We start from the raw sequence: 18,973 nt of genomic DNA on the forward strand, positions 1-18,973 counted from the left end.
GCGCACCCCTCCTATCAAGCTTTGATGGCAAAGCTGTTGGCGTAGCCCTTCGGGTCCTTGCCGTCCCATACCTTGCCGTCAATCAGCTTGGCCGAACGCATCGGATCCTTGGGCACCGGCACCTTGGCCATGGCGGCGGCCTGGGTGTACAGCTCGATCTGGTTCACTTGCTTGGCGATGGCCAGGTAATCCGGCTCGCTCTTGAGCAGGCCCCAACGCTTGTGCTGGGTGAGGAACCACATACCATCGGACAAGTACGGGAAGGACACCTTGCCTTCGTCGTAGAACTTCATCAGGTTCGGGTCTTGCCAGCGCTTGCCAATCCCGTTGTCGTAGTTGCCCATGAAGCGCTGAACAATCACGTCTTCCGGCGCGTTCACATAAGCCTTGTCGGCAATCAGCTTGGCCACGCTGGCGCGGTTGGCCTTGGCGTCGATATAACGGCTGGCTTCCAGGATGGACGCCACCATGGCGCGGGCGGTGTTCGGGTATTGCTTGACGAAGTCAGCAGTGGCGCCCAGCACTTTTTCCGGGTGACCGGCCCAGATGTCCTGGCTGGTGGCCACGGTAAAGCCAATTTTGTCCGCCACGGCGCGGGCGTTCCACGGTTCACCCACACAGTAGCCGTCCATATTGCCGATGCGCATATTGGCCACCATTTGCGGCGGCGGCACCACGATGGTCTTGACGTCCTTGAACGGGTTCACGCCGATGCTGGCCAGCCAGTAGTACAGCCACATGGCGTGGGTGCCGGTCGGGAAGGTCTGGGCAAAGGTGTATTCGCGCGGCTCGGCGGAGATCAGCTTTTTCAGGCTGGCGCCGTCCGAGACTTTCTTTTCGTCGCGCAGTTGGTTGGACAGGGTGATGGCCTGGCCATTCTGGTTCAGCGTCATCAGCGTGGCCATGTTCTTTTGCTGGCCGCCGATGCCCATTTGCACACCATAGATCAAGCCGTACAGCACATGAGCGGCGTCCAGTTCGCCATTCACCAGCTTGTCGCGCACTGCCGCCCACGAGGCTTCTTTGCTCGGGGTGATGGTCAGGCCGTATTTCTTGCCGAAATTCTGCGTGGCGGCCACCACAATCGGGGCGCAATCGGTCAGCGGAATAAAACCGATTTTAACCGCGGCTTTTTCCGGGGCGTCCGAACCGCCGGCATATGCCGCGCTCTTCACGCCCGCCGGAATCAGTGTGGTAATGGCCGACGCCGACACCCCGGCGGCGCAGGTTTTCAGGAAATCACGGCGGCTGGGGGTGGCCGCTTGCAGGTGGTCAGTCATGGTGGGGCGCTCCTGGGTTATGCAATAAAAATTTTGGGCAATAAAAAAGGCGTCCATCAAGCACGCAGCTTTCGCCACGTCTTGAGGGACGCCATTGTCCTTGGGCCAGACTCGCCGCCATTGGCAAGCCGACCTTTACAGCAAATTCGGGTGCGACATCGGGTGTCGCGCTGCACCGCCGTTGGTGCTCAGAACACTATAAGCAGATAGCGTGCCAGTTTTTTATATGTCAGAAAGCCAGTGTTGGGCCGTCTATCTGCGTTGTCTGCTGGCTTGGTGCGCACCATCCTGGTGTGCAGCGCACCAAAAACGGGCGTTCAGCCCAGCAGATCGGCCATGTCGATGATGCGCTGGGCCACCTCAGCCAGCTTGCAGTTAGTCTGCATGGCCTTGCTGCGCAACACATTGTAGGCCTCTGCTTCGGAAAACCCCCGGCTTTTCATCAGGATGCCCTTGGCGCGTTCGATGGTCTTGCGCTCGGCCAGCCGGGCTTCGGCTGCGCTCACCTGAGCGCGCAGTCGCTGTTCTTCCTCAAAGCGCGCCTGTGCCACTTGCAGGATGGGCAGAATGCGCGCCTCGGCCAGGCCTTCCACCACATAGGCAGTCACGCCGGCTTGGATCGCCGCCCGAATGCTGCTGTTGCCACCATCATCGGTAAACATCACGATCGGGTGCGGCGCCGACTGGCTGAGCACGCACACCTGCTCCAGCGTATCGCGGCTGGGCGATTCGGTATCGACAATGATCACATCCGGGGCAAGCTGCGCAACCTGATCCGCCAGAATAAAAGCATTGTCAGCTTCACCCACCACCAGACAGCCGGCGGCGGTCAGCGCATCGCGCAGCCGCCCCAGATGTCGGGGAGTATCGTTGACCAACAAAACTTTCAGCATGGGTTTCTCGAAAGGTACGGACAAAACAGTCATGCGCGGCGTCCAGCAAGAACCGTGCACGCGATGTATCTGTCTGGCAGGCGAGGGCAAACAAGCAGCAAAAAGGCCATGGGCAGACCACGCGGCAAGCGCAGTCTGCCCATGGCCGGGCAGGCAGACAATCAAACTCAGGCCTGGGGGCGCTCGAACTCGATCAGCGCATAGGCAGAATGATTGTGGATGGATTCAAAGTTTTCACTTTCCACCACATAGGCGTCGATGCGGGCATCGGCGGTCAGCGCGGCGGCCACATCGCGCACCAGGTCTTCGACAAACTTGGGGTTATCGTAGGCGCGCTCGGTGACGTATTTTTCATCCGGGCGCTTGAGCAGGCCATACAGCTCACAGGAGGCCTGGCGTTCAGCGATGTCGATCAGCTCTTCGATCCACACGTGCTGGGCGGTGCGCGCGGTGATGGTGATGTGCGAGCGCTGGTTGTGCGCGCCGCGCTCGGAGATTTTTTTCGAGCATGGGCACAGGCTGGTGACCGGAATCAACACCTTCATGGTGAAGCGATACTGGCCATCGCGCAGCTCGCCGATCAAGGTCACGTCGTAATCCAGCAGGCTTTGCACGCCGGAGACTGGCGCGGTTTTGTTGACGAAGTACGGAAAGCGCATTTCCAGATAGCCGGACGGCGCTTCCAGTCGCTCGACCATCTGGCGCACGATCTGCTCGAACGAGGCCACCGACAGCTCACGCTCCTGGGCGTTGAGGATCTCAACAAAGCGCGACATATGGGTGCCCTTGAAATGCTGGGGCAGGTGCACGTACATGTCGAATACGCCCACGCTGTGCTGCACGCCGCCGCTGCGGTCGGCCACCAGCACGGGATGGCGAATGGATTTGATCCCCACCTTGTTGATGGCGATATTGCGGATGTCGGCCGAGGCCTGCACGTCGGGCATGGCGGCGGCGGTAGATTCAACGGTCATGGGGCAAGAAAATGAAAACAAGACCGAACGAGTATAGCGCCGCTAAATAGTTGAGTAAAGAACTCGGTTTTTGCTTGGCTGCGTGGGCTTTGGCGTGGCTCACAAAACTCACCGGGCCGTGTTGCGCGATCTTGCCGTGTAACAAGGGCAGGCGGGATTGAGGGGGTGAGTGGTGCTTAGAGCCGCTAACAAAACCCTCCTGGCGTTGTTGTGTGACCTTGTCGTACTACTTGTACTGTCTGCGGTCACACGCCTAGCCAGGAACGCTGCGCTGGGTTTTGTTAGCGACTCTTATCCGCTGGCTTCTGTCACCGTGCGCCAGGCCTGTTCCGGCGCATGAATGCTGGCCAGGGTGCCAGCGGCCAGGGCATGCACGGCTGTGCTGCACACGTGTGCCTCATCCAGCGGCTGCATGCCGTGGTGCAACAACCAGCTTGGCGGGCAGCGGCCATGGCTGTCGCGGGTGCGGTGTGCGGGCAGGCCGGGCAAGGTGTCGTACAGCCAGCCGTCGCAGCCGATATACACATGCAGCGGCAACGCCCCCTGACCTGGGGCGTAATACCCCCAGATGCGAAACGGGCTGTTATCCACCGGACACAGGCCAAATTCGACACACACCGCCTCCAGAATGGCATTGCGCTGCGGTGCGCCCGGCCAGTGCAGCAGCAGCTCAATCACCTGCTGACAGGTCAGCGTGGCCAGGCCCGGGGCAATGGCCTCGGGCTTGAGCTGGGTCAGCGGATGCGGGTCGGCCAGATACTGGTTGAGTAGCTGATAACGGCGATGAAAATCGTCCATGGTCAGCGGATTGCCGGACAGGGCATAGGCATGGCTGGCCATCGGCAGATAGCTGCGCGGACCGGCAAAAGCCTGGGCCAAAAACGGATGGGGTTCGGACAACATGCGCGCTCCTTGCTGAAAACAGCCCAGCACAAGAACGCCCGGCACCTGACGGTGTGAAGCTCACAAACCCTGCTGGCGTGGTGACAGACCTTGCCGCATCCCCGAACGGTTACGGTTGCACGCCTGGCCCGGATCGCTGCTGCATGTTGTTCGCGGCGTTTACAGTGGCTCGATACCCGCCGCCTGCGGCATGTCCAGAAAACTTTGCAAAATCACCTGCGCCGCCACCTGATCCAGCGCCGGCTTTTGCCGGCGGCCGCGCAGGCCGGCGTCGTTCAGCTGCACTTCGGCCACCTGCGAGCTGTGGCGCTCGTCCACCAGCCACACCGGCAGGCCAAAGCGCCCATGCAGGCGCTGGGCAAATTTGCGCGCCAGCCGGGTCATCTCGTGCGGGGTGCCGTCGGCGTGGGTGGGCAGGCCCACCACCAGCGCGGCGGGCGACCATTCCTGAATCAAGACGCCGATGCGGGCAAAGCGCTGGTCGTTGCTGTCACCAGTGATGGTTTCCAGCGGATGGGCAATCGCCACCTCGGTATTGCCCAAGGCCACGCCAATGCGCGCCTGGCCAAAGTCAAAGCCCAGCAAAGCGCCTTGCGGCAGCGCAACATCAGGCATGGCCGGCCTCGCCCGACAGCGCCAGCGGGTCAAAACCCAGCAATTGCATGGCGGCGCGGAAGCGATCCTGCGCCGGCAGATCAAACACGCAATCCAGATTGGCCGGCACCGTCAGCCAGGCGTTCTGTGCCAGCTCTTGTTCCAGCTGACCGGCGCCCCAGCCGGCGTAACCCAGCGTCACCAGCATGCGGTAAGGCCCCTCGCCCTGGCTGACCGCCACCAGAATATCGCGCGAGGTGGTCAAGCCGGTGTCGTCCGAGACGGCCAGTGTGGAGTTCCAGTTATCCAGCGGCTGATGCAGCACAAAGCCACGGTCGGTTTGCACCGGCCCGCCCAGGTACACCGGCTGTCCGGGCAGCTCGCCTGGCGGCAAGGAGAGGTCGATCTGGTCGAATAGTTCGCCCAGCGAGACTTCGGCAGGGCGGTTGACCACCACACCCATCGCCCCGTGCTCGTTGTGCTCGCACAGGTAGACCACCGTACCGGCAAAGTTCGGGTCGGTCATATTGGGCATGGCGATCAGGAAGTGATCGGTCAAAGAAAATTCATCCATGTCAGCATTATGGCATAGGCTGATGCGCTTGCGGCGCGCGCTGACCTGGTTTTCGTTACAATCACGCATTCCTGAATTTCCTGTGGCACTGTGAAGCTTCGTGCGCCTGACTCATCTGAAACTGGCCGGGTTCAAATCCTTTGTCGACCCGACCACCATCCCCGTGCCCGGCCAACTGGTGGCCGTCATCGGCCCCAATGGCTGCGGCAAATCCAATGTGATCGACGCAGTGCGCTGGGTGCTGGGCGAATCCTCGGCCAAGCAACTGCGCGGCGAATCCATGCAGGACGTGATTTTTAACGGCTCGTCCACCCGCAAGCCGGTCAGCCGCGCCTCGGTCGAACTGGTGTTCGACAATAGCGAAGGCCGCGCCAGCGGGCCGTGGGGGCAATTTGCCGAAATCTCCATCAAGCGCGTGCTGACCCGCCAGGGTGAATCCAGCTACTGGATCAACCAGCAACAAGTGCGCCGGCGCGACATCGCCGATTTGTTTCTGGGCACTGGCGTCGGCGCCAAGGGCTATGCGGTGATCGAGCAGGGCATGATCTCGCGCATCATCGAGGCGCGCCCGGAAGAACTGCGCGCCTACCTGGAAGAAGCCGCCGGCGTGTCGCGCTACAAAGAGCGCCGCCGGGAAACCGAATCGCGCCTCTCCGACACCCGCGACAACCTCGCCCGCATCGAAGACATTCGCCAGGAGCTGGAGCGGCAAACCGAAAAACTGCTGGAGCAGGCCGAAGTCGCCCAGCAATACCACGGCCTGCGCGACGCGCTGACCCACAAGCAAAACCTGCTGGCCATGGCCCGCCGCCGCGACGCGCAACAGGCCGAGGCCAAGGCGCGCGCCGAGCTGGCGCGGCTGGAAGCCGAGCTGGAGGGCATGAGCAGCCAGGGCACTGAACTGGACGCCCGGCTAGAAGCCGCCCGCGAGGCGCATTTTGCCGCCACCGACGCCGTGCACCAGCGCCAGGCCGAACAAGCCGAAGCCAGCGCGCAGCTGGCGCGGCTGGAAGAACAACAACGCCATCGCCGCGACAGCGCCAGCCGCCTGCAACGCGACCTGGACGGCGTGCGCCAGGAGCTGGCCGGGCTCAGCCAGCAAGAGCGCCAGCTCAACGACGAAATCGAACACTGGGAAGACCAACTCGAAGAAGCCCGGCTGGCCGCCGAAGAAGCCGCCCTGGCCCACGATGGCGAAGACGACGGCGTGCCGGCCGCCGAGGCGCTGTTCCGCCAGGCGGACGAAGCGCTGAACACCCTGACCCGCCGCCAGGCCGAGCTGACCCGTCAGCGCGATCTGGCCCGCCAGCAGGCGCAACACGCCGAAACCGCACTGCGCCGCCAGGCCGAGCGCCGCGAGCGCCTGCACGACGAGGCGCGCCGCCTGAGCGGCGAAGACAGCGAGGCGCTCAGCCTGGCGCGCGAAGCGCTGGCGCAAGCCGAAACCGAAGCCGAGCAAGCGCGCGAAGTCACCCAGCAGGCCGAAGCCGCGCTGGAGCAGCTGACCCGCCAGCGCCAGGAGCGCCAGGCCCTGCACACCCGCCAGCGCGACGCGCTGACCCGGCTGCACGCCGACCTGACCGCGTTGGACAAACTGCTGGCGCAAGCGGCGCGCGCCGGGCGCGGCGAAGCCTGGCTGGCCGAACATGGCCTGGCCGGGCAAGCGCCGCTGTGGCGGCAACTGGACATCCAGCCCGGCTGGGAAACCGCCGTAGAAGCCGCCCTGGCGCCGCTGTTGTCGGCGCGCGCGGTGGACGACTGGCCCAGCGACGCCCCGCCCAGCCGGCTGGCGCTGCTGGCGCGCCACGCCGACGAACCGGCCGCCGAAGCCGAACCGCTGCCCTTGCCCACCCTGGCCAGCAAACTCAGCCTGCGCGCGCCCGAGCTGACTGGCGCGCTGGCCGACTGGCTGCGCGGCGGCTATGTGGTGGACAGCCTGGACGAACTATACCGCTGGCAGGCGCGGCTGGGGCCGGGCCAGTGGCTGGTGTGCCGCGACGGCCACCGCGCCATGGGCGCCAGCGTGGCCTATTGGGCGGCGGACGCCGACAGCGGCATGATTGGCCGCCAGGCCGAGCGCGAACGGCTGGCCGCCGAACACGAGGCGCTGGCGCCGGAGGTCACCGCCCTGGGCGAGGCCTGCGCCGCGCTGGACGCCGAATTGCACGACCAGCAACAGGCGCTGCGGCAACTGCGCCAGCACGCCGCCAGCGCCGAACAGGCGCGCGCCCAGGCCGCGCTGCACTGCGCCCGCCAGGAACACACCCAGGCCCAGCACGCCGCCCGCCGCGCCGCCATCGACGACGAACAAGCCCGGCTGGACGAAGAAGCCGAACAAGAACACGCCAGCATCGAGCACGCCAATCTGTTGGCCGAAGAAGCCGAACTGCAACTGGACGAACTCAGCCTGGCGCTGGAGCAAGCCCAGGTGCGCCGGCTGGACGCAGAAACCGGCCTCACCCTGGCGCGCACCCGCAGCCGCGAGCTGGAGCGCCACGCCCAGGAGGCGCGCTTTGCCCTGTCCACCGCACAAAACCGCCTGAACGAGCTGGAACACCGCCGCGACGACCTGAGCGAGCGCCGCGACACGCTGAACGAGCGCCAGGAAAACCTGGTGATCGAGCAAGACAGCCTGATCCAGAGCGATCTGGACGAGCTATTGCAAAGCGCGCTGATTGTGCGCGATGAATGCGAAGAAAAACTCATCGCCGCCCGCGACGCCGCCAACCACGCCACCGAGCTCTTGCGCCAGCTCACCCAGGCCCGCCAGCAGGTGGACGGCGCGCTGGACCCGCTGCGCGACGCCATCAACGACTGGCGGCTGAAAAGCCAGGAAGCGCTGCTGACCGTGGAGCGCTTTGACGAAGAACTGCGCAACGCCGAGGCCGACGAAACCGCGCTATTGGCCGACCTCACCGACGCGGTGAAAGCCTCCGGGCTGGTGGGCGAAATCGGCAAGCTCACCCAGGCCATCACCGGCCTGGGCGCGGTCAACCTGGCGGCGCTGGACGAACTGACCGCCGCGCGCGAACGCCACGACTACCTGGCCGAGCAAGCCGCCGACCTGACCGCCGCCATGGACACCCTGCTGGAAGCCATCGCCAAGATGGACGGCGAAACCCGCGACATGCTGCAAAGCACGTTTGACCAGGTCAACGCCTCGATGCGCGAGCTGTTCCCGCTGCTGTTTGGCGGCGGCCGCGCCGAGCTGACGCTGACCGGCGAAGACCTGCTGGACGCTGGCGTGCAGATCATCGCCCAGCCGCCCGGCAAAAAGAACTCCACCATTCACCTGCTGTCTGGCGGCGAAAAAGCCCTGACCGCCATGAGCCTGGTGTTTTCGCTGTTCCGCCTCAACCCGGCGCCGTTCTGCTTGCTGGACGAAGTGGACGCCCCGCTGGACGACGCCAACACCGGGCGCTTTTGCGAGCTGGTCAAACGCATGGCCGACCGCACCCAGTTTTTGTACATCAGCCACAACCGGCTGACCATGGAAATGGCCGAACAGCTGATCGGCGTGACCATGCAGGAACAGGGCGTCAGCCGCATTGTGGCGGTGGATATTGTCGAAGCGCTGAAAATGCGCGAACAGTAAGCGCCGCGCACAAATCACCTGGTGTTGTAGCCCCTGGCGTGGCGGTATGTCTTGTGCTGTTTGCGGACTGGGTTTGGTGCGTGCGCGGCTCCTGCGCAGTCCTTTGCGCCCCTGCCCCAGGCGGGGCAAAGCAAGCTGGCAGGCCATCAATTCAAACTATCGTTCGATAGAAAAATACTATTTATTGAAACCCATCCATTGCTTGAATAAAATACTAGACTATTGTCCCGGAACGCCCCGCCCGCCGCGCGGCTTCCCGCCTTGCGCCCAGCCATCCGCCCGGCGCGGCGCATCTCTTGCCACTCTGCACCCAACAGGACCGCACACATGAGCACCCCACGCCACAGCCGCCTCTTGATCCTGGGCTCCGGCCCCGCTGGTTACACTGCCGCCGTCTACGCCGCGCGCGCCAACCTCAATCCGGTGATCATCACCGGCCTGGCGCAAGGCGGCCAACTGATGACCACCACCGAAGTGGACAACTGGCCGGCTGATGCCCAAGGCGTGATGGGCCCGGAGCTGATGCAGCGTTTTCAGCAGCACGCCGAGCGCTTTGGCACGGAAATGATCTTTGACCATATCCACACCGCCGCGCTGACCGAAAAACCCATCCGCCTGGTCGGCGATTCGGGCGAATACACCTGCGACGCGCTGATTATCGCCACAGGCGCCTCCGCCCAGTATCTGGGCCTGCCGTCGGAAGAGGCCTTTATGGGCCGTGGCGTGTCCGCCTGCGCCACCTGCGATGGGTTTTTCTACCGCAATAAAGACGTCGCCGTGATTGGCGGCGGCAACACCGCCGTGGAAGAAGCGCTGTATCTGGCCAATATCGCCCGCCACGTCACCGTGGTGCATCGCCGCGATAAATTCCGCAGCGAAAAAATCCTGGCCGACAAGCTGATGGCGCGCGTGGCCGAAGGCAAGGTCACCCTGGCGATGAACCACACCCTGGACGAAGTGCTGGGCGACGCCAGCGGCGTGACCGGCATGCGCATCAAGTCCACCGACGACGGCGCCACCCGCGACATCGAGCTGGCCGGCGTGTTTGTCGCCATCGGTCACAAGCCGAACACCGAGCTGTTTGTCGGCCAACTGGACATGGACAACGGCTATCTGGTGACCCGTGGCGGCCGTGACGGCAACGCCACCGCCACCAATCTGCCCGGCGTGTTCGCCGCCGGCGATGTGCAGGATCATATCTATCGTCAGGCGGTCACCAGCGCCGCGTCCGGCTGCCAGGCTGCGCTGGACGCCGAACGCTACCTCGACCAGCTGTAAGCACGGCGCGCGGGGCGGCGGCGATGGCGGGCAAAGCAGCCAAGGGGCAGGCGTTCAAGGATGCCTTGCGCCCGCTACGCCGCGCCCTGCCCAAGGCGACGCCAGCGCATATCGCCCCGCCGCCGCCCACCCCCGAGCCGGAGCCGGTGTTCAGCGAGCTTTTTGCCGATGTGCAGCCGCTGAAAACCGACAACCGCTATCCACACCGTTTGCCGGCGCCGCCGCACTGGCCGCGCCACAGCGCCGCCCAGGCGCACGCCAACCCACGCTCCAACGCGCATATCACCGACAGCATGGTTGGCTGGTTCGAGCCGGCCACCATCGACCCCAGCTTTGTGCGCGCCGGCATGCAGCGCCACACCCTGAAAAAACTGCGGCAAGGCCATTGGCCGGTGGTGGCCGAGCTGGATTTGCATGGCTTGTCCCGCTTTGACGCGCAGCAGCATCTGGCCGTGCTCTTGCACCGCGCCCGCCAGCATGGCCAGTGCTGTGTGCGGGTGATTCATGGCAAGGGGCTGGGCTCGCGCGAGGGGCTGCCGGTGCTCAAGCAGGTGATTCGCACCTGGCTGCGTCACCATCCGCATGTCTTGGCGTTTTGTGAGGCCGACGACGCCCAGGGCGGCGCGGGAGCCTTGCTGGTGTTGTTGCGGCGGGACAGTGAGGGGCTGGGGTCAGAAGGCGGGTAAGCCTGAGCACGACGGACAAAAACCGCCAGAACAGAGGGTTACTGAACACACAGACTACATTGTCACAGACCGTGCGCACAGGCAGATTTTTTGAGTGGCGCCCAAGGTCTGGGGCTGTCGCCCGCCTGGGCAAATCGTCGGTGCCAAAAGCCATGCGCCCGCCCCGGATAAACGGGAGCGGGCGCATGGCTTTTGGGTGTTCTTACAGGGAAGGAGGGCCGCCCTCTGCCAGTAGTTGGGCAATCTGGGCTGCCTTGCCGCGTTCACCTGCTTCACGCGCTGTTTCGTATACGGGGTTGCTGCAACGCGCCGGTTGGCCGGTGAGGGCATCAATAATGCCGCAATCCTGGCAGGCTTGTTCGCCGGGGGCGCGTTGTCCTTGATCACAGAAAGCAGAGTCGGGGGCGGTCATACGTGTTATCAGCCTCAAGCAAGTGATGATACGGCGCGGCGGGCGAATCCGGGTCACACGGCCCGCGCCACTTGAATCCCTGATGGATATGGCCAGGCAGGTTGGCTATCAGCCATTCCTGTTCCTGATGAAATCAGAGTGATTTGCAGTGTAGAGCATTTCCGGAAAATTACCATGTCTTTGTGCGCTGAAGCGCACTCCCTACCGGACAGACAACATGCCGCCCGGGAGGCTGGCTCCGGGGCGGCGTGTATGACATGGCCACATCCGCGTGGTGATGTGGCCATGTCGAACGGCGGCTGATTGCTGGCGCGTGTGCTGGCACAAACCGCCAGGGGGTGGCTTACTTGCTGGCCGCCGGCTTGGCATCCTGCACCGGGCTGGCGCCGCCCGGCAGGATTTGCTGCACTTTCAGCACGGTCAGCGCTTGATTCAGCTGGTTGTCGGTTTTCGGGTTGGGGTCGCGCGGATTGGCCGGCTCGTCCTTGCTGTCTCCCTTGGATTTGTCGTCACGCGGCTTGGCGGCGGGTTTTTCCGCTTTGTCTGCCTTGGGTGCGGCTTCCGGCTTGCTTTCCTTGTCGCCATTCGGGTTGCTCAGATGGTGTTCAAGGTCGGCTTCGCGGATGCGCAGCGACGGCGTTGCCGCACCGCCGCTCAGCGTGGCTTCTTCCACTACCACATCCGGGGTGATGCCGGTGGCCTGGATCGAGCGGCCATTCGGGGTGTAATAGCGGGCAGTGGTCAGCTTGATGCCACCCTGGTTGCCCAGCGGCAACACCGACTGCACCGAGCCCTTGCCAAAGGTTTTCACCCCCACCACCACTGCGCGCTTGTGGTCTTGCAGCGCGCCGGCGACGATTTCCGAGGCCGAGGCCGTGCCGCTGTTGACCAGCACCACCAGCGGCAGGGTTTTGACTTCAGCCGGGGTGCGCTGGAAGTAATCCTGCTTGCTTTGCTCGCGCATATAGTTGGCCGGGGTGGCGGTCAAGCGCATCTTGGCGTCCGGCGCGCGCCCGTCGGTGTACACCACCAGCGCATCCTTGGGCAGGAAGGCGGCAGACACGCCCACGGCGCTATTGAGCAGGCCGCCCGGATCATCGCGCAGGTCCAGCACCAGGCCCTTGAGCGGCTTGGCGTTTTCTTTGTACAGCGCTTCCAGCGCCTGCGCCAGGTTCTCGGTGGTGTGTTCCTGGAACTGGGTGATGCGGATATAGCCGTAGTCGGCTTCCAGCATCTTGAACTTCACGCTCTTGGTCTTGATCACCGCGCGGGTCAGCGGCACCACCAAGGGCTTGGTTTCGCCCTTGCGCGCCAGGGTCAGCGTGACCTTGGTGCCCGGCTTGCCGCGCATGCGCTTGACCGCTTCGTTGATGCTCAGGCCGCGCACCGATACCTCGTCGATCTTGACGATCAAGTCACCCGACTTGATGCCGGCGCGAAACGCCGGGGTGTCTTCGATGGGGGCGATGACTTTCACCAGGCCGTCTTCCGAGCCGATTTCAATGCCCAGCCCGCCAAACTCGCCCTGGGTGCCTTCGCGCAGTTCTTTGAAGGCTTCCGGGTCGAGGTAGGACGAGTGCGGATCCAGCCCGGACAACATGCCGTTGATCGCCTCGGTGATCAGTTTTTTGTCTTCCACCGGCTCGACATAATCCTGCTTGATGCGGCCAAACACCTCGGTGAAGGTGCGCAGCTCGGTCAGCGGCAGGGTGGTGGCGTTGGCCGGTTCTTTGTCGGCCATGGCATTGATGCTCAGGCTGAGAATGGCGCCAGCCACGGCGCCAGCGCTGACCAAGGCCATTTTTTGCAGAGTGTGCATAGTTCTCCCCGGCGCTGCCGGTGTGTTCTTCAAACTGCGCAGCCCGATTCAGCATGGGGGCGGGCTGCGCCGATGGATTACGATTGTGCCCAGCTCAAGGGGTTGAGCGGGCGGCCCAGGTGGCGGATTTCGAAATATAGCCCGGTTTCGCTGCCGCCGCCGGAAGCGCCGGTGGTGGCCACGGTGTCACCGGCGCGTACTTTATCGCCGGTGGATTTCATCAGCGCCTCGCCACTGCCGTATACGGTCATATAGCCGCCGCCGTGATCCACAATCAGCATATTGCCAAAACCGCGCAGCCAGTCGGCGTACACCACGCGGCCATCGGCCACGGCGCGCACCGGCTGACCGCCACCTGCGCGGATAAACACGCCTTTCCAGGTCATGCCCTCGGCGCGCGCAGCGCCAAAGCGGCCGGTGATTTCGCCGCGCACCGGTAGCCGGAGCTTGCCTTGCAGGCTGGCAAAAGCGCGGCCAGAGCTGGAATCATCGGCCACGTCATCCACCGCTTTGGCTGGCGGTTCGGCTTTAGGTTCCGCCTTGGGCGGTGGCGGAGGCGGCGGAGCGGGTTCGGGCGGCGGCGCGGGCTTGCCGGCCTTGGCGGCAGCTTGCGCGGCGGCCAGATCGCGGGCGTGGCGGGCCTTGGCCTCGCGCTCGGCGGCTTCGCGCTGCGCCTTGGCTTCACGTTCCGCCTTGGCCTTGGCTTCGCGCACGGCCTGTTCATGCTTGGCCTGCGCCAGCTTGCGCGCCTCTTCGGCCTTGCGCGCGGCTTCGCGGCGCTGGGCTTCCAGTTCGCGGTTGATCTTGTCGATCAGCGCATTGATGCGCTGCTCGTCGGCTTGCAGCTTGCCCAACTGCTGGCGCTGCTGCTGAATCTGATTGGACAGCTGGCTGACCACCTGCTGGCGGTTTTCTTTTTCTTTGACCAGCTTTTGCTTGTGCTCGACGCGCGAGGCGGCGATGTCATCCAGCTTGGCTTTTTCGGTTTCCAGCTGGCCGGACAATCTCTCCAGCTCGGCCAACTGGGTTTTCAGCTGCTGGCCGACTTGCTGCTGCGCCTGGGCAATCTTGCGATAGTACGCCAGATCACGCTGGGTTTGATTGGGGTCTTGCTGGTTCAGCAGCACGGTCAAGGCGTCGTTCTGGCCATGACGGTACTGGGCGTTCAGAATGCGCCCCAGCCGCTTGCGCGACACGGCCACATCACGCTGGGCCTGCTGGATATTGGCGCGCACCTTGGCCAACTGCTGTTCGGAATGGCTTTGCTGCTCGTTCAGCGAGGCCAGCGCACGGTTGGCCTCGCTGATGGCCACTTCCGAGGCGCGCAGGGCGTCGGTGGCTTCGGCGCGGTTGGCCTCTTTGGCCTTGACTTCTTTTTCCAGCGCGTTGATCTGCTGGCGAACGTCTTTCAGATCCTGTTTTGGCGCCTGGGTGGCGTCGCCAGTCGGCGGCGCGGCCATGGCCAGCGCCGGCAGCAGGATCAACAGCAGGGGGGTAGACGGCTTCACGGGCGCAGGGTCACTGGAATTGAATCAGCGAGCGGCCGGTCATCTCGGCCGGCTGCGGCAGGCCCATCATCGCCAGCAGGGTGGGGGCGATGTCGCGCAGCGCGCCGCCGGATTGCAGCTGGGCGGCGCGGCCCACATACAGCAGCGGCACCAGGTTCAGCGTGTGCTGGGTGTGCGGCTGGTCGTGGCCGTGGTCAAACATCTGCTCGGCGTTGCCGTGGTCGGCGGTAATCAACACCTCGCCGCCTGCGGCGCGCATGGCCTCGACGCAGCGGCCGACGCAGGCGTCCAGCGCCTCGATGGCCTTGACTGCCGCCGGGAAGTTGCCGGTGTGGCCCACCATATCGCCATTGGCGAAGTTGCAGATAATCGCCTGATACTGGCCGCTGGCGATGGCCTGAACAATCTTGTCGGCCACTTCCGGCGCGCTCATTTCCGGCTGCAAATCATAGGTGGCCACCTTGGGCGACTGCACCAGAATGCGGTCTTCGCCCGGATACACCTGCTCTTCGCCGCCGTTGAAGAAATAGGTGACGTGCGGGTATTTCTCGGTTTCGGCAATGCGCAGCTGCTTGAGCCCCAGCCCGGCCAGGTATTCGCCCAGGCCGTTTTTCAGGGTTTGCGGCGGATAGGCCACCGGGTGGGAATACGCCTCGCCATAGCTGGTCACCGAGGCAAACAGCGCCAGCTTGGGCTGGCGGGTGGCAAAGCCGTCAAACGCCGGGTCGGTCAGCGCGCTAGTCAGCTCGCGGGCGCGGTCGGCGCGGAAGTTCATGAACAACACCACATCGCCATCGTCGATGCGGCACGGCGCGCCAATGGCGGTGGGTTTGACGAATTCGTCGTTTTCGTCGCGGGCGTAAGCCGCCGCCAGCGCGGCCAGGCCGGTGTCGGCGTGGAATTCACCCTCGCCGTCCACCACCAGCCGGTAGGCGGTTTGCACGCGCTCCCAGCGCTTGTCGCGGTCCATCGCCCAGAAGCGGCCGCACACGCTGACCAGCCGGGCATTCGGGCACTCGGCCAGCACGCTGTCCAGCCGCTGCAAATAGGTTTGCGCGCTGCGCGGCGGGGTGTCGCGGCCATCCAGGAAGGCGTGCAGGCACACCTCGCCCACGCCCGCCGCCTGGGCGGCGCGCAGCAGGGCGTGAATATGGTTTTCGTGGCTGTGCACGCCGCCGTCGGACAGCAGGCCAAACACATGCAGGCGGCTGGCCTTGGCGCGGTTCAGCGCGTCGGCAATCACCGGATTATTGGCAAAGCAGCCTTGTTCGATGTCGGTGTCGATGCGGCTGATGTCCTGTTGCACCACGCGGCCGGCGCCAATGTTCAGGTGGCCGACTTCCGAATTGCCAAACTGCCCGCCGGGCAGGCCCACGGCGTGCTCGGACGCATCCAGCACACTGTAGGGGTAGCGGGCGCGCAGCGCGTCCCAGTTGGGGGTGTTGGCGTGCAGGATGGCGTTGTCTTCGCCTTCCTCGCGGTGGCCAAAACCGTCAAGAATCAACAACAGCACCGGGGTAATCGCATTCATGGGCATCGGACAGGTTCAGTCGGGTCAACACAAGATGGCGGCATTGTACCGTTTTTCCAGCGCGGCGCGCGCGGCGTGCTATGCCTGCGGCGCGAACTTCGTATAATGCACTGCATCATGAATGATTTTTCTGCTGCCATATGAATCGGCGCCTGGCGTATGCCGCGCTGCTGGGGCTTGGCCTGCTGGGGTGGGCCGCGCCCGCCGCCGCCCGCTACCAAGACCCCATCCTGCGCTTCAGCCTGGAGCTGCCGCCGGGCTGGACCGCACGCGCCCGCCCGCCCGGCGCGCCAGCTGACAACACCGTGCGCCTGCGCCCGCCCCGACGCACCGACCGCGACCGTGGCCAGGTGCGGGTGGACGTGTGGCCCGGCCCGGTGCTCAAACCCGCCGCCCTGGCCCGTCATCTGGCCGACATCGGCAGCGACGACGATGCCGCCGTGCTGGCCCGCCGCCCGGCCAGCCCCCGCCAGCCCATCCACTGGACCGAATACCGCATCGGCATGTATGGCGCCGACGGCGAATGGCGCATCGAACGTCGGCTGGAGGGCGTGCAAGCCGTGCCGGGGCAAACCTGGCACATCCGCTGCACCGCCGCCGAAAGCGAGTTTCGCCATTACCGCTATCTGCTGGAAGGCATTTGTCTGAGCTTTGTGCCGCCAAAACGCTAGGCTGTCATCACGCCACCCCCGCCGCCGGATCGCGCACCGTCTCCAGCAGGTAATCAATCATCACCCGCACCTTGCGCGGCAATTGCCGGTGTGCCGGGTACAGCAGATACGCATGGCCCCAATAGGCATGGGGGATGCACTCCCAATCGGCCAGCACCCGGCTCAGCCGGCCGGCGCGCACGTCATCGGCGGCGACAAACTGCGGCAGGCTGGCAATGCCCAGCCCGCGCAGCACCGCATCGCGGCGGATGTCGCTGTGGTTGACGATATAGCGCCCGGACACCCGCACCCGCTGGCGCTGGCCATCGCGGGCGAACTCCCACACGCAATCGTCCGGTGTTTCGCCCAGAAACAGGCAATCATGGTCTTGCAGCGCCTGCGGCTGGGTCGGCTCGCCGCATCGGGCCAGATACTCGGGCGAGGCGCACAGCCACTGCGCCACCGGCATTAAGGGCCGCGCCACCAGCCCCGGCGGCGGTCGGTCGGTGGCCAGCACCACCAAATCCACCTCATCGCTGATCGGGTCGCGGGCGTGGTCGTCCAGCAGCAGCTGCACATCCACCTTGGGGTAGCGCGCCAAAAATGCCGGCATCAGCGGGTGGATCACCCGTCGGCCAAACGCCTTGGGCATGGCCAGCCGCACCCGGCCGCTGGGCTCGGCCTGATGCGCGCCAGCGCTATCCAGCACCGCTTGGGCCGATTCCAGCATGGCCTGGCTGTGCTGAAACGCCAGTTGACCAGCCTCGGTCAGCCGCAGGCTGCGCGTGGTGCGCTCCAGCAGCCGGCTGCCCAGCGCCTGCTCCAGCCGCGCCATCTGCCGGCTGACCGCCGATGGCGTGCAGCCCAACGCCCGCCCCGCCGCCGAAAAACTGCCGCTTTCCACTACCTTCACCAACACCAGCAAGTCGGGCAACACCCCCAGCAGTTTATTTGTGTCCATGGTGCACAGCTACTGTTCTAAAAAACGGAATTATCGCCGTTTTCGCATCAATGTATCGTCTGCCCATCAAGAATTTTCCGCCACTCGCGCTGCGCCCCCGCTCAGGCGGGTGAGTGGGTTCACTTTTTTATCAGCACGGCGAACACCGCCCCGCATGGCCAGCCAGACAGACCGTCGGGCGACCAGGCCAACCGGGTGAAGTAAGCCGCAGCAAGGAGAACACGATGGGACAACGAATGTTAGCCAGCGCCGAATGGCTGCTGCTGGCGGTGGCGCTGGTGTGGGGCACCAGCTATGGCGTGGCCAAACTGGCGCTGGAGCACTACCCGGTGTTCGGCGTGCTGGCCGTGCGCTTTATCCTGGCCGGGCTGTGCCTACTGCCGGCGCTGCGCGCCATCCGCTGGCAAGCCTGGCGCGCCGGCCTGCCGATGGGCGGCATCCTGCTGGCCATCCTGCTGTGCGAAACCTGGGCGCTGCAATACACCAGCGCCAGCAACGCGGCGTTTTTGATCAGCCTGTGCCTGGTGCTCACCCCGCTGGCCGAATGGCTGCTGTACGGCCAACGCCCGGCCGCGCGCATCTGGGCGCTGGTGGGCCTGTCCTGGCTGGGCGCGCTGCTGCTCACTGGCGACAGCGCCATGCATTTTTCAGGCGGCGACGCGCTGATGCTGCTGGCCGCCGTGCTGCGCGCCTTTGGCGTGTGCTGGCTGAAACAACTGGCCGACCGCCAACCCGCCACAGCCCAGGCGCTGACCGCCATGCAATGCTGGGCCGTCGGCCTGGGCGCCCTCGCCCTGAGCGCCAGCCAAGGCGGCCTGCCGCCCCTGCCGCGCGACCCCGGCTTCTGGCTGGCCATCAGCTACCTGGCCGTGCTGTGCACCGTCTGCGCCTTTGCCATCCAGAACTACGCCCTGCGCCGCAGCGACCCCAGCCGCGTCGCCCTGCTGATGGGCAGCGAACCGGTGTTCGGCGCACTATTCGCCTGGCTGTGGCTGGGTGAGGCAATGGGCCCGCTGCGCTGGCTGGGCGGCGGGCTGATGGCGGTCGCGGCGGTGATGGCGACGGGGGGAGGGAGTAAGGTGGAGAAGGGGGTGGGGGAGAAGGAAGAAGTGGGGGTGGTGGGGTGAGGGTGGGGCGACACCGGGGTAGTACGGTGTCGCAGCACAAAGCCTTGTTTGGCTGCATATAGCGCTACGCCATCGTGTGTCGCTTTGCTTGACTAGAGCCTGTTCTGAACTATCCCATAGCGGTAAAATCCAAGCCCCATGGAAAACCGCAAACCTTACCCATCCGATGTCAGCGACGAAGAATGGGC

Annotated in this window: 15 protein-coding genes; 5 read left to right on the plus strand and 10 right to left on the minus strand. The window is 64.8% G+C overall.

Annotated features, from left to right (window positions below; genetic code table 11):
• Positions 1 to 14 precede the first annotated feature (14 nt).
• From DFR34_RS12700 to DFR34_RS12725, 6 genes are all read right to left on the minus strand, one after another.
• Positions 15 to 1,280 (minus strand): CmpA/NrtA family ABC transporter substrate-binding protein, encoded by a 1,266-nt coding sequence (locus DFR34_RS12700; protein ID WP_110391546.1) that lies wholly within the window; start codon positions 1,278 to 1,280, stop codon positions 15 to 17.
• 317 nt (positions 1,281 to 1,597) lie between these two features.
• Entirely contained in the window at positions 1,598 to 2,173 is a 576-nt protein-coding gene (locus DFR34_RS12705; RefSeq protein ID WP_110391529.1) for an ANTAR domain-containing response regulator, read from the minus strand.
• A 167-nt stretch (positions 2,174 to 2,340) separates the two neighbouring features.
• Positions 2,341 to 3,147 carry a GTP cyclohydrolase FolE2 gene (gene folE2 / locus DFR34_RS12710; RefSeq protein WP_245906888.1) on the minus strand — a complete coding sequence of 269 codons (807 nt, stop codon included), beginning with the start codon at positions 3,145 to 3,147 and terminating at the stop codon, positions 2,341 to 2,343.
• Between the two features lie 291 nt (positions 3,148 to 3,438).
• On the minus strand, positions 3,439 to 4,050 hold the full coding sequence (locus tag DFR34_RS12715; protein ID WP_110391530.1) for a hypothetical protein: 612 nt from the start codon (positions 4,048 to 4,050) through the stop codon (positions 3,439 to 3,441).
• Between the two features lie 159 nt (positions 4,051 to 4,209).
• Entirely contained in the window at positions 4,210 to 4,665 is a 456-nt protein-coding gene (gene ruvX / locus DFR34_RS12720; RefSeq protein WP_110391531.1) for a Holliday junction resolvase RuvX, read from the minus strand.
• Positions 4,658 to 5,287: a YqgE/AlgH family protein gene (locus DFR34_RS12725; protein ID WP_373277974.1), complete on the minus strand. Its 630-nt coding sequence runs from the start codon at positions 5,285 to 5,287 to the stop codon at positions 4,658 to 4,660. Before DFR34_RS12725 ends, ruvX begins: the two co-directional genes overlap by 8 nt.
• 31 nt (positions 5,288 to 5,318) lie before the next feature.
• On the opposite strand from DFR34_RS12725, the gene smc reads away from it, so the two are divergent.
• The 3 genes from smc to DFR34_RS12740 all read left to right on the plus strand — a co-directional run bounded on the left by smc (position 5,319) and on the right by DFR34_RS12740 (position 10,777).
• A complete protein-coding gene (smc, locus tag DFR34_RS12730; RefSeq protein ID WP_110391532.1) occupies positions 5,319 to 8,813 on the plus strand; it encodes a chromosome segregation protein SMC in 3,495 nt (1,164 codons plus the stop codon).
• Between the two features lie 327 nt (positions 8,814 to 9,140).
• On the plus strand, positions 9,141 to 10,091 hold the full coding sequence (gene trxB / locus DFR34_RS12735; protein WP_110391533.1) for a thioredoxin-disulfide reductase: 951 nt from the start codon (positions 9,141 to 9,143) through the stop codon (positions 10,089 to 10,091).
• A 23-nt stretch (positions 10,092 to 10,114) separates the two neighbouring features.
• Positions 10,115 to 10,777, plus strand: a complete 663-nt coding sequence (locus DFR34_RS12740; RefSeq protein ID WP_110391534.1) for a Smr/MutS family protein — start codon at positions 10,115 to 10,117, stop codon at positions 10,775 to 10,777.
• A gap of 755 nt (positions 10,778 to 11,532) precedes the next feature.
• Here the strand turns inward: DFR34_RS12740 and DFR34_RS12745 are convergent.
• From DFR34_RS12745 to gpmI, 3 genes are all read right to left on the minus strand, one after another.
• Complete coding sequence (locus DFR34_RS12745) at positions 11,533 to 13,008, minus strand: S41 family peptidase (protein ID WP_245906889.1); 1,476 nt, start codon at positions 13,006 to 13,008, stop codon at positions 11,533 to 11,535.
• 77 nt (positions 13,009 to 13,085) lie between these two features.
• Complete coding sequence (locus tag DFR34_RS12750) at positions 13,086 to 14,516, minus strand: murein hydrolase activator EnvC family protein (protein ID WP_110391535.1); 1,431 nt, start codon at positions 14,514 to 14,516, stop codon at positions 13,086 to 13,088.
• A 10-nt stretch (positions 14,517 to 14,526) separates the two neighbouring features.
• The gene (gene gpmI / locus DFR34_RS12755) at positions 14,527 to 16,047 is read right to left on the minus strand and encodes a 2,3-bisphosphoglycerate-independent phosphoglycerate mutase (RefSeq protein WP_110391536.1); all 1,521 of its coding nucleotides are present in this window, start codon (positions 16,045 to 16,047) and stop codon (positions 14,527 to 14,529) included.
• 140 nt (positions 16,048 to 16,187) lie between these two features.
• Here gpmI and DFR34_RS12760 point away from each other — a divergent pair, with 140 nt between their 5' ends.
• Positions 16,188 to 16,718, plus strand: coding sequence for a hypothetical protein (locus DFR34_RS12760; protein ID WP_110391537.1), 531 nt, complete (start codon positions 16,188 to 16,190; stop codon positions 16,716 to 16,718).
• Positions 16,719 to 16,725: 7 nt separating this feature from the next.
• Here DFR34_RS12760 and DFR34_RS12765 read toward each other — a convergent pair whose 3' ends face one another.
• Positions 16,726 to 17,658 (minus strand): LysR family transcriptional regulator, encoded by a 933-nt coding sequence (locus DFR34_RS12765; protein ID WP_110391538.1) that lies wholly within the window; start codon positions 17,656 to 17,658, stop codon positions 16,726 to 16,728.
• A 224-nt stretch (positions 17,659 to 17,882) separates the two neighbouring features.
• On the opposite strand from DFR34_RS12765, the gene DFR34_RS12770 reads away from it, so the two are divergent.
• Complete coding sequence (locus DFR34_RS12770) at positions 17,883 to 18,785, plus strand: DMT family transporter (protein WP_110391539.1); 903 nt, start codon at positions 17,883 to 17,885, stop codon at positions 18,783 to 18,785.
• The last annotated feature ends 188 nt before the right edge of the window (positions 18,786 to 18,973 follow it).

Source organism: Rivihabitans pingtungensis (genome assembly GCF_003201855.1).
In the GTDB taxonomy this organism is placed as follows: domain Bacteria; phylum Pseudomonadota; class Gammaproteobacteria; order Burkholderiales; family Aquaspirillaceae; genus Rivihabitans; species Rivihabitans pingtungensis.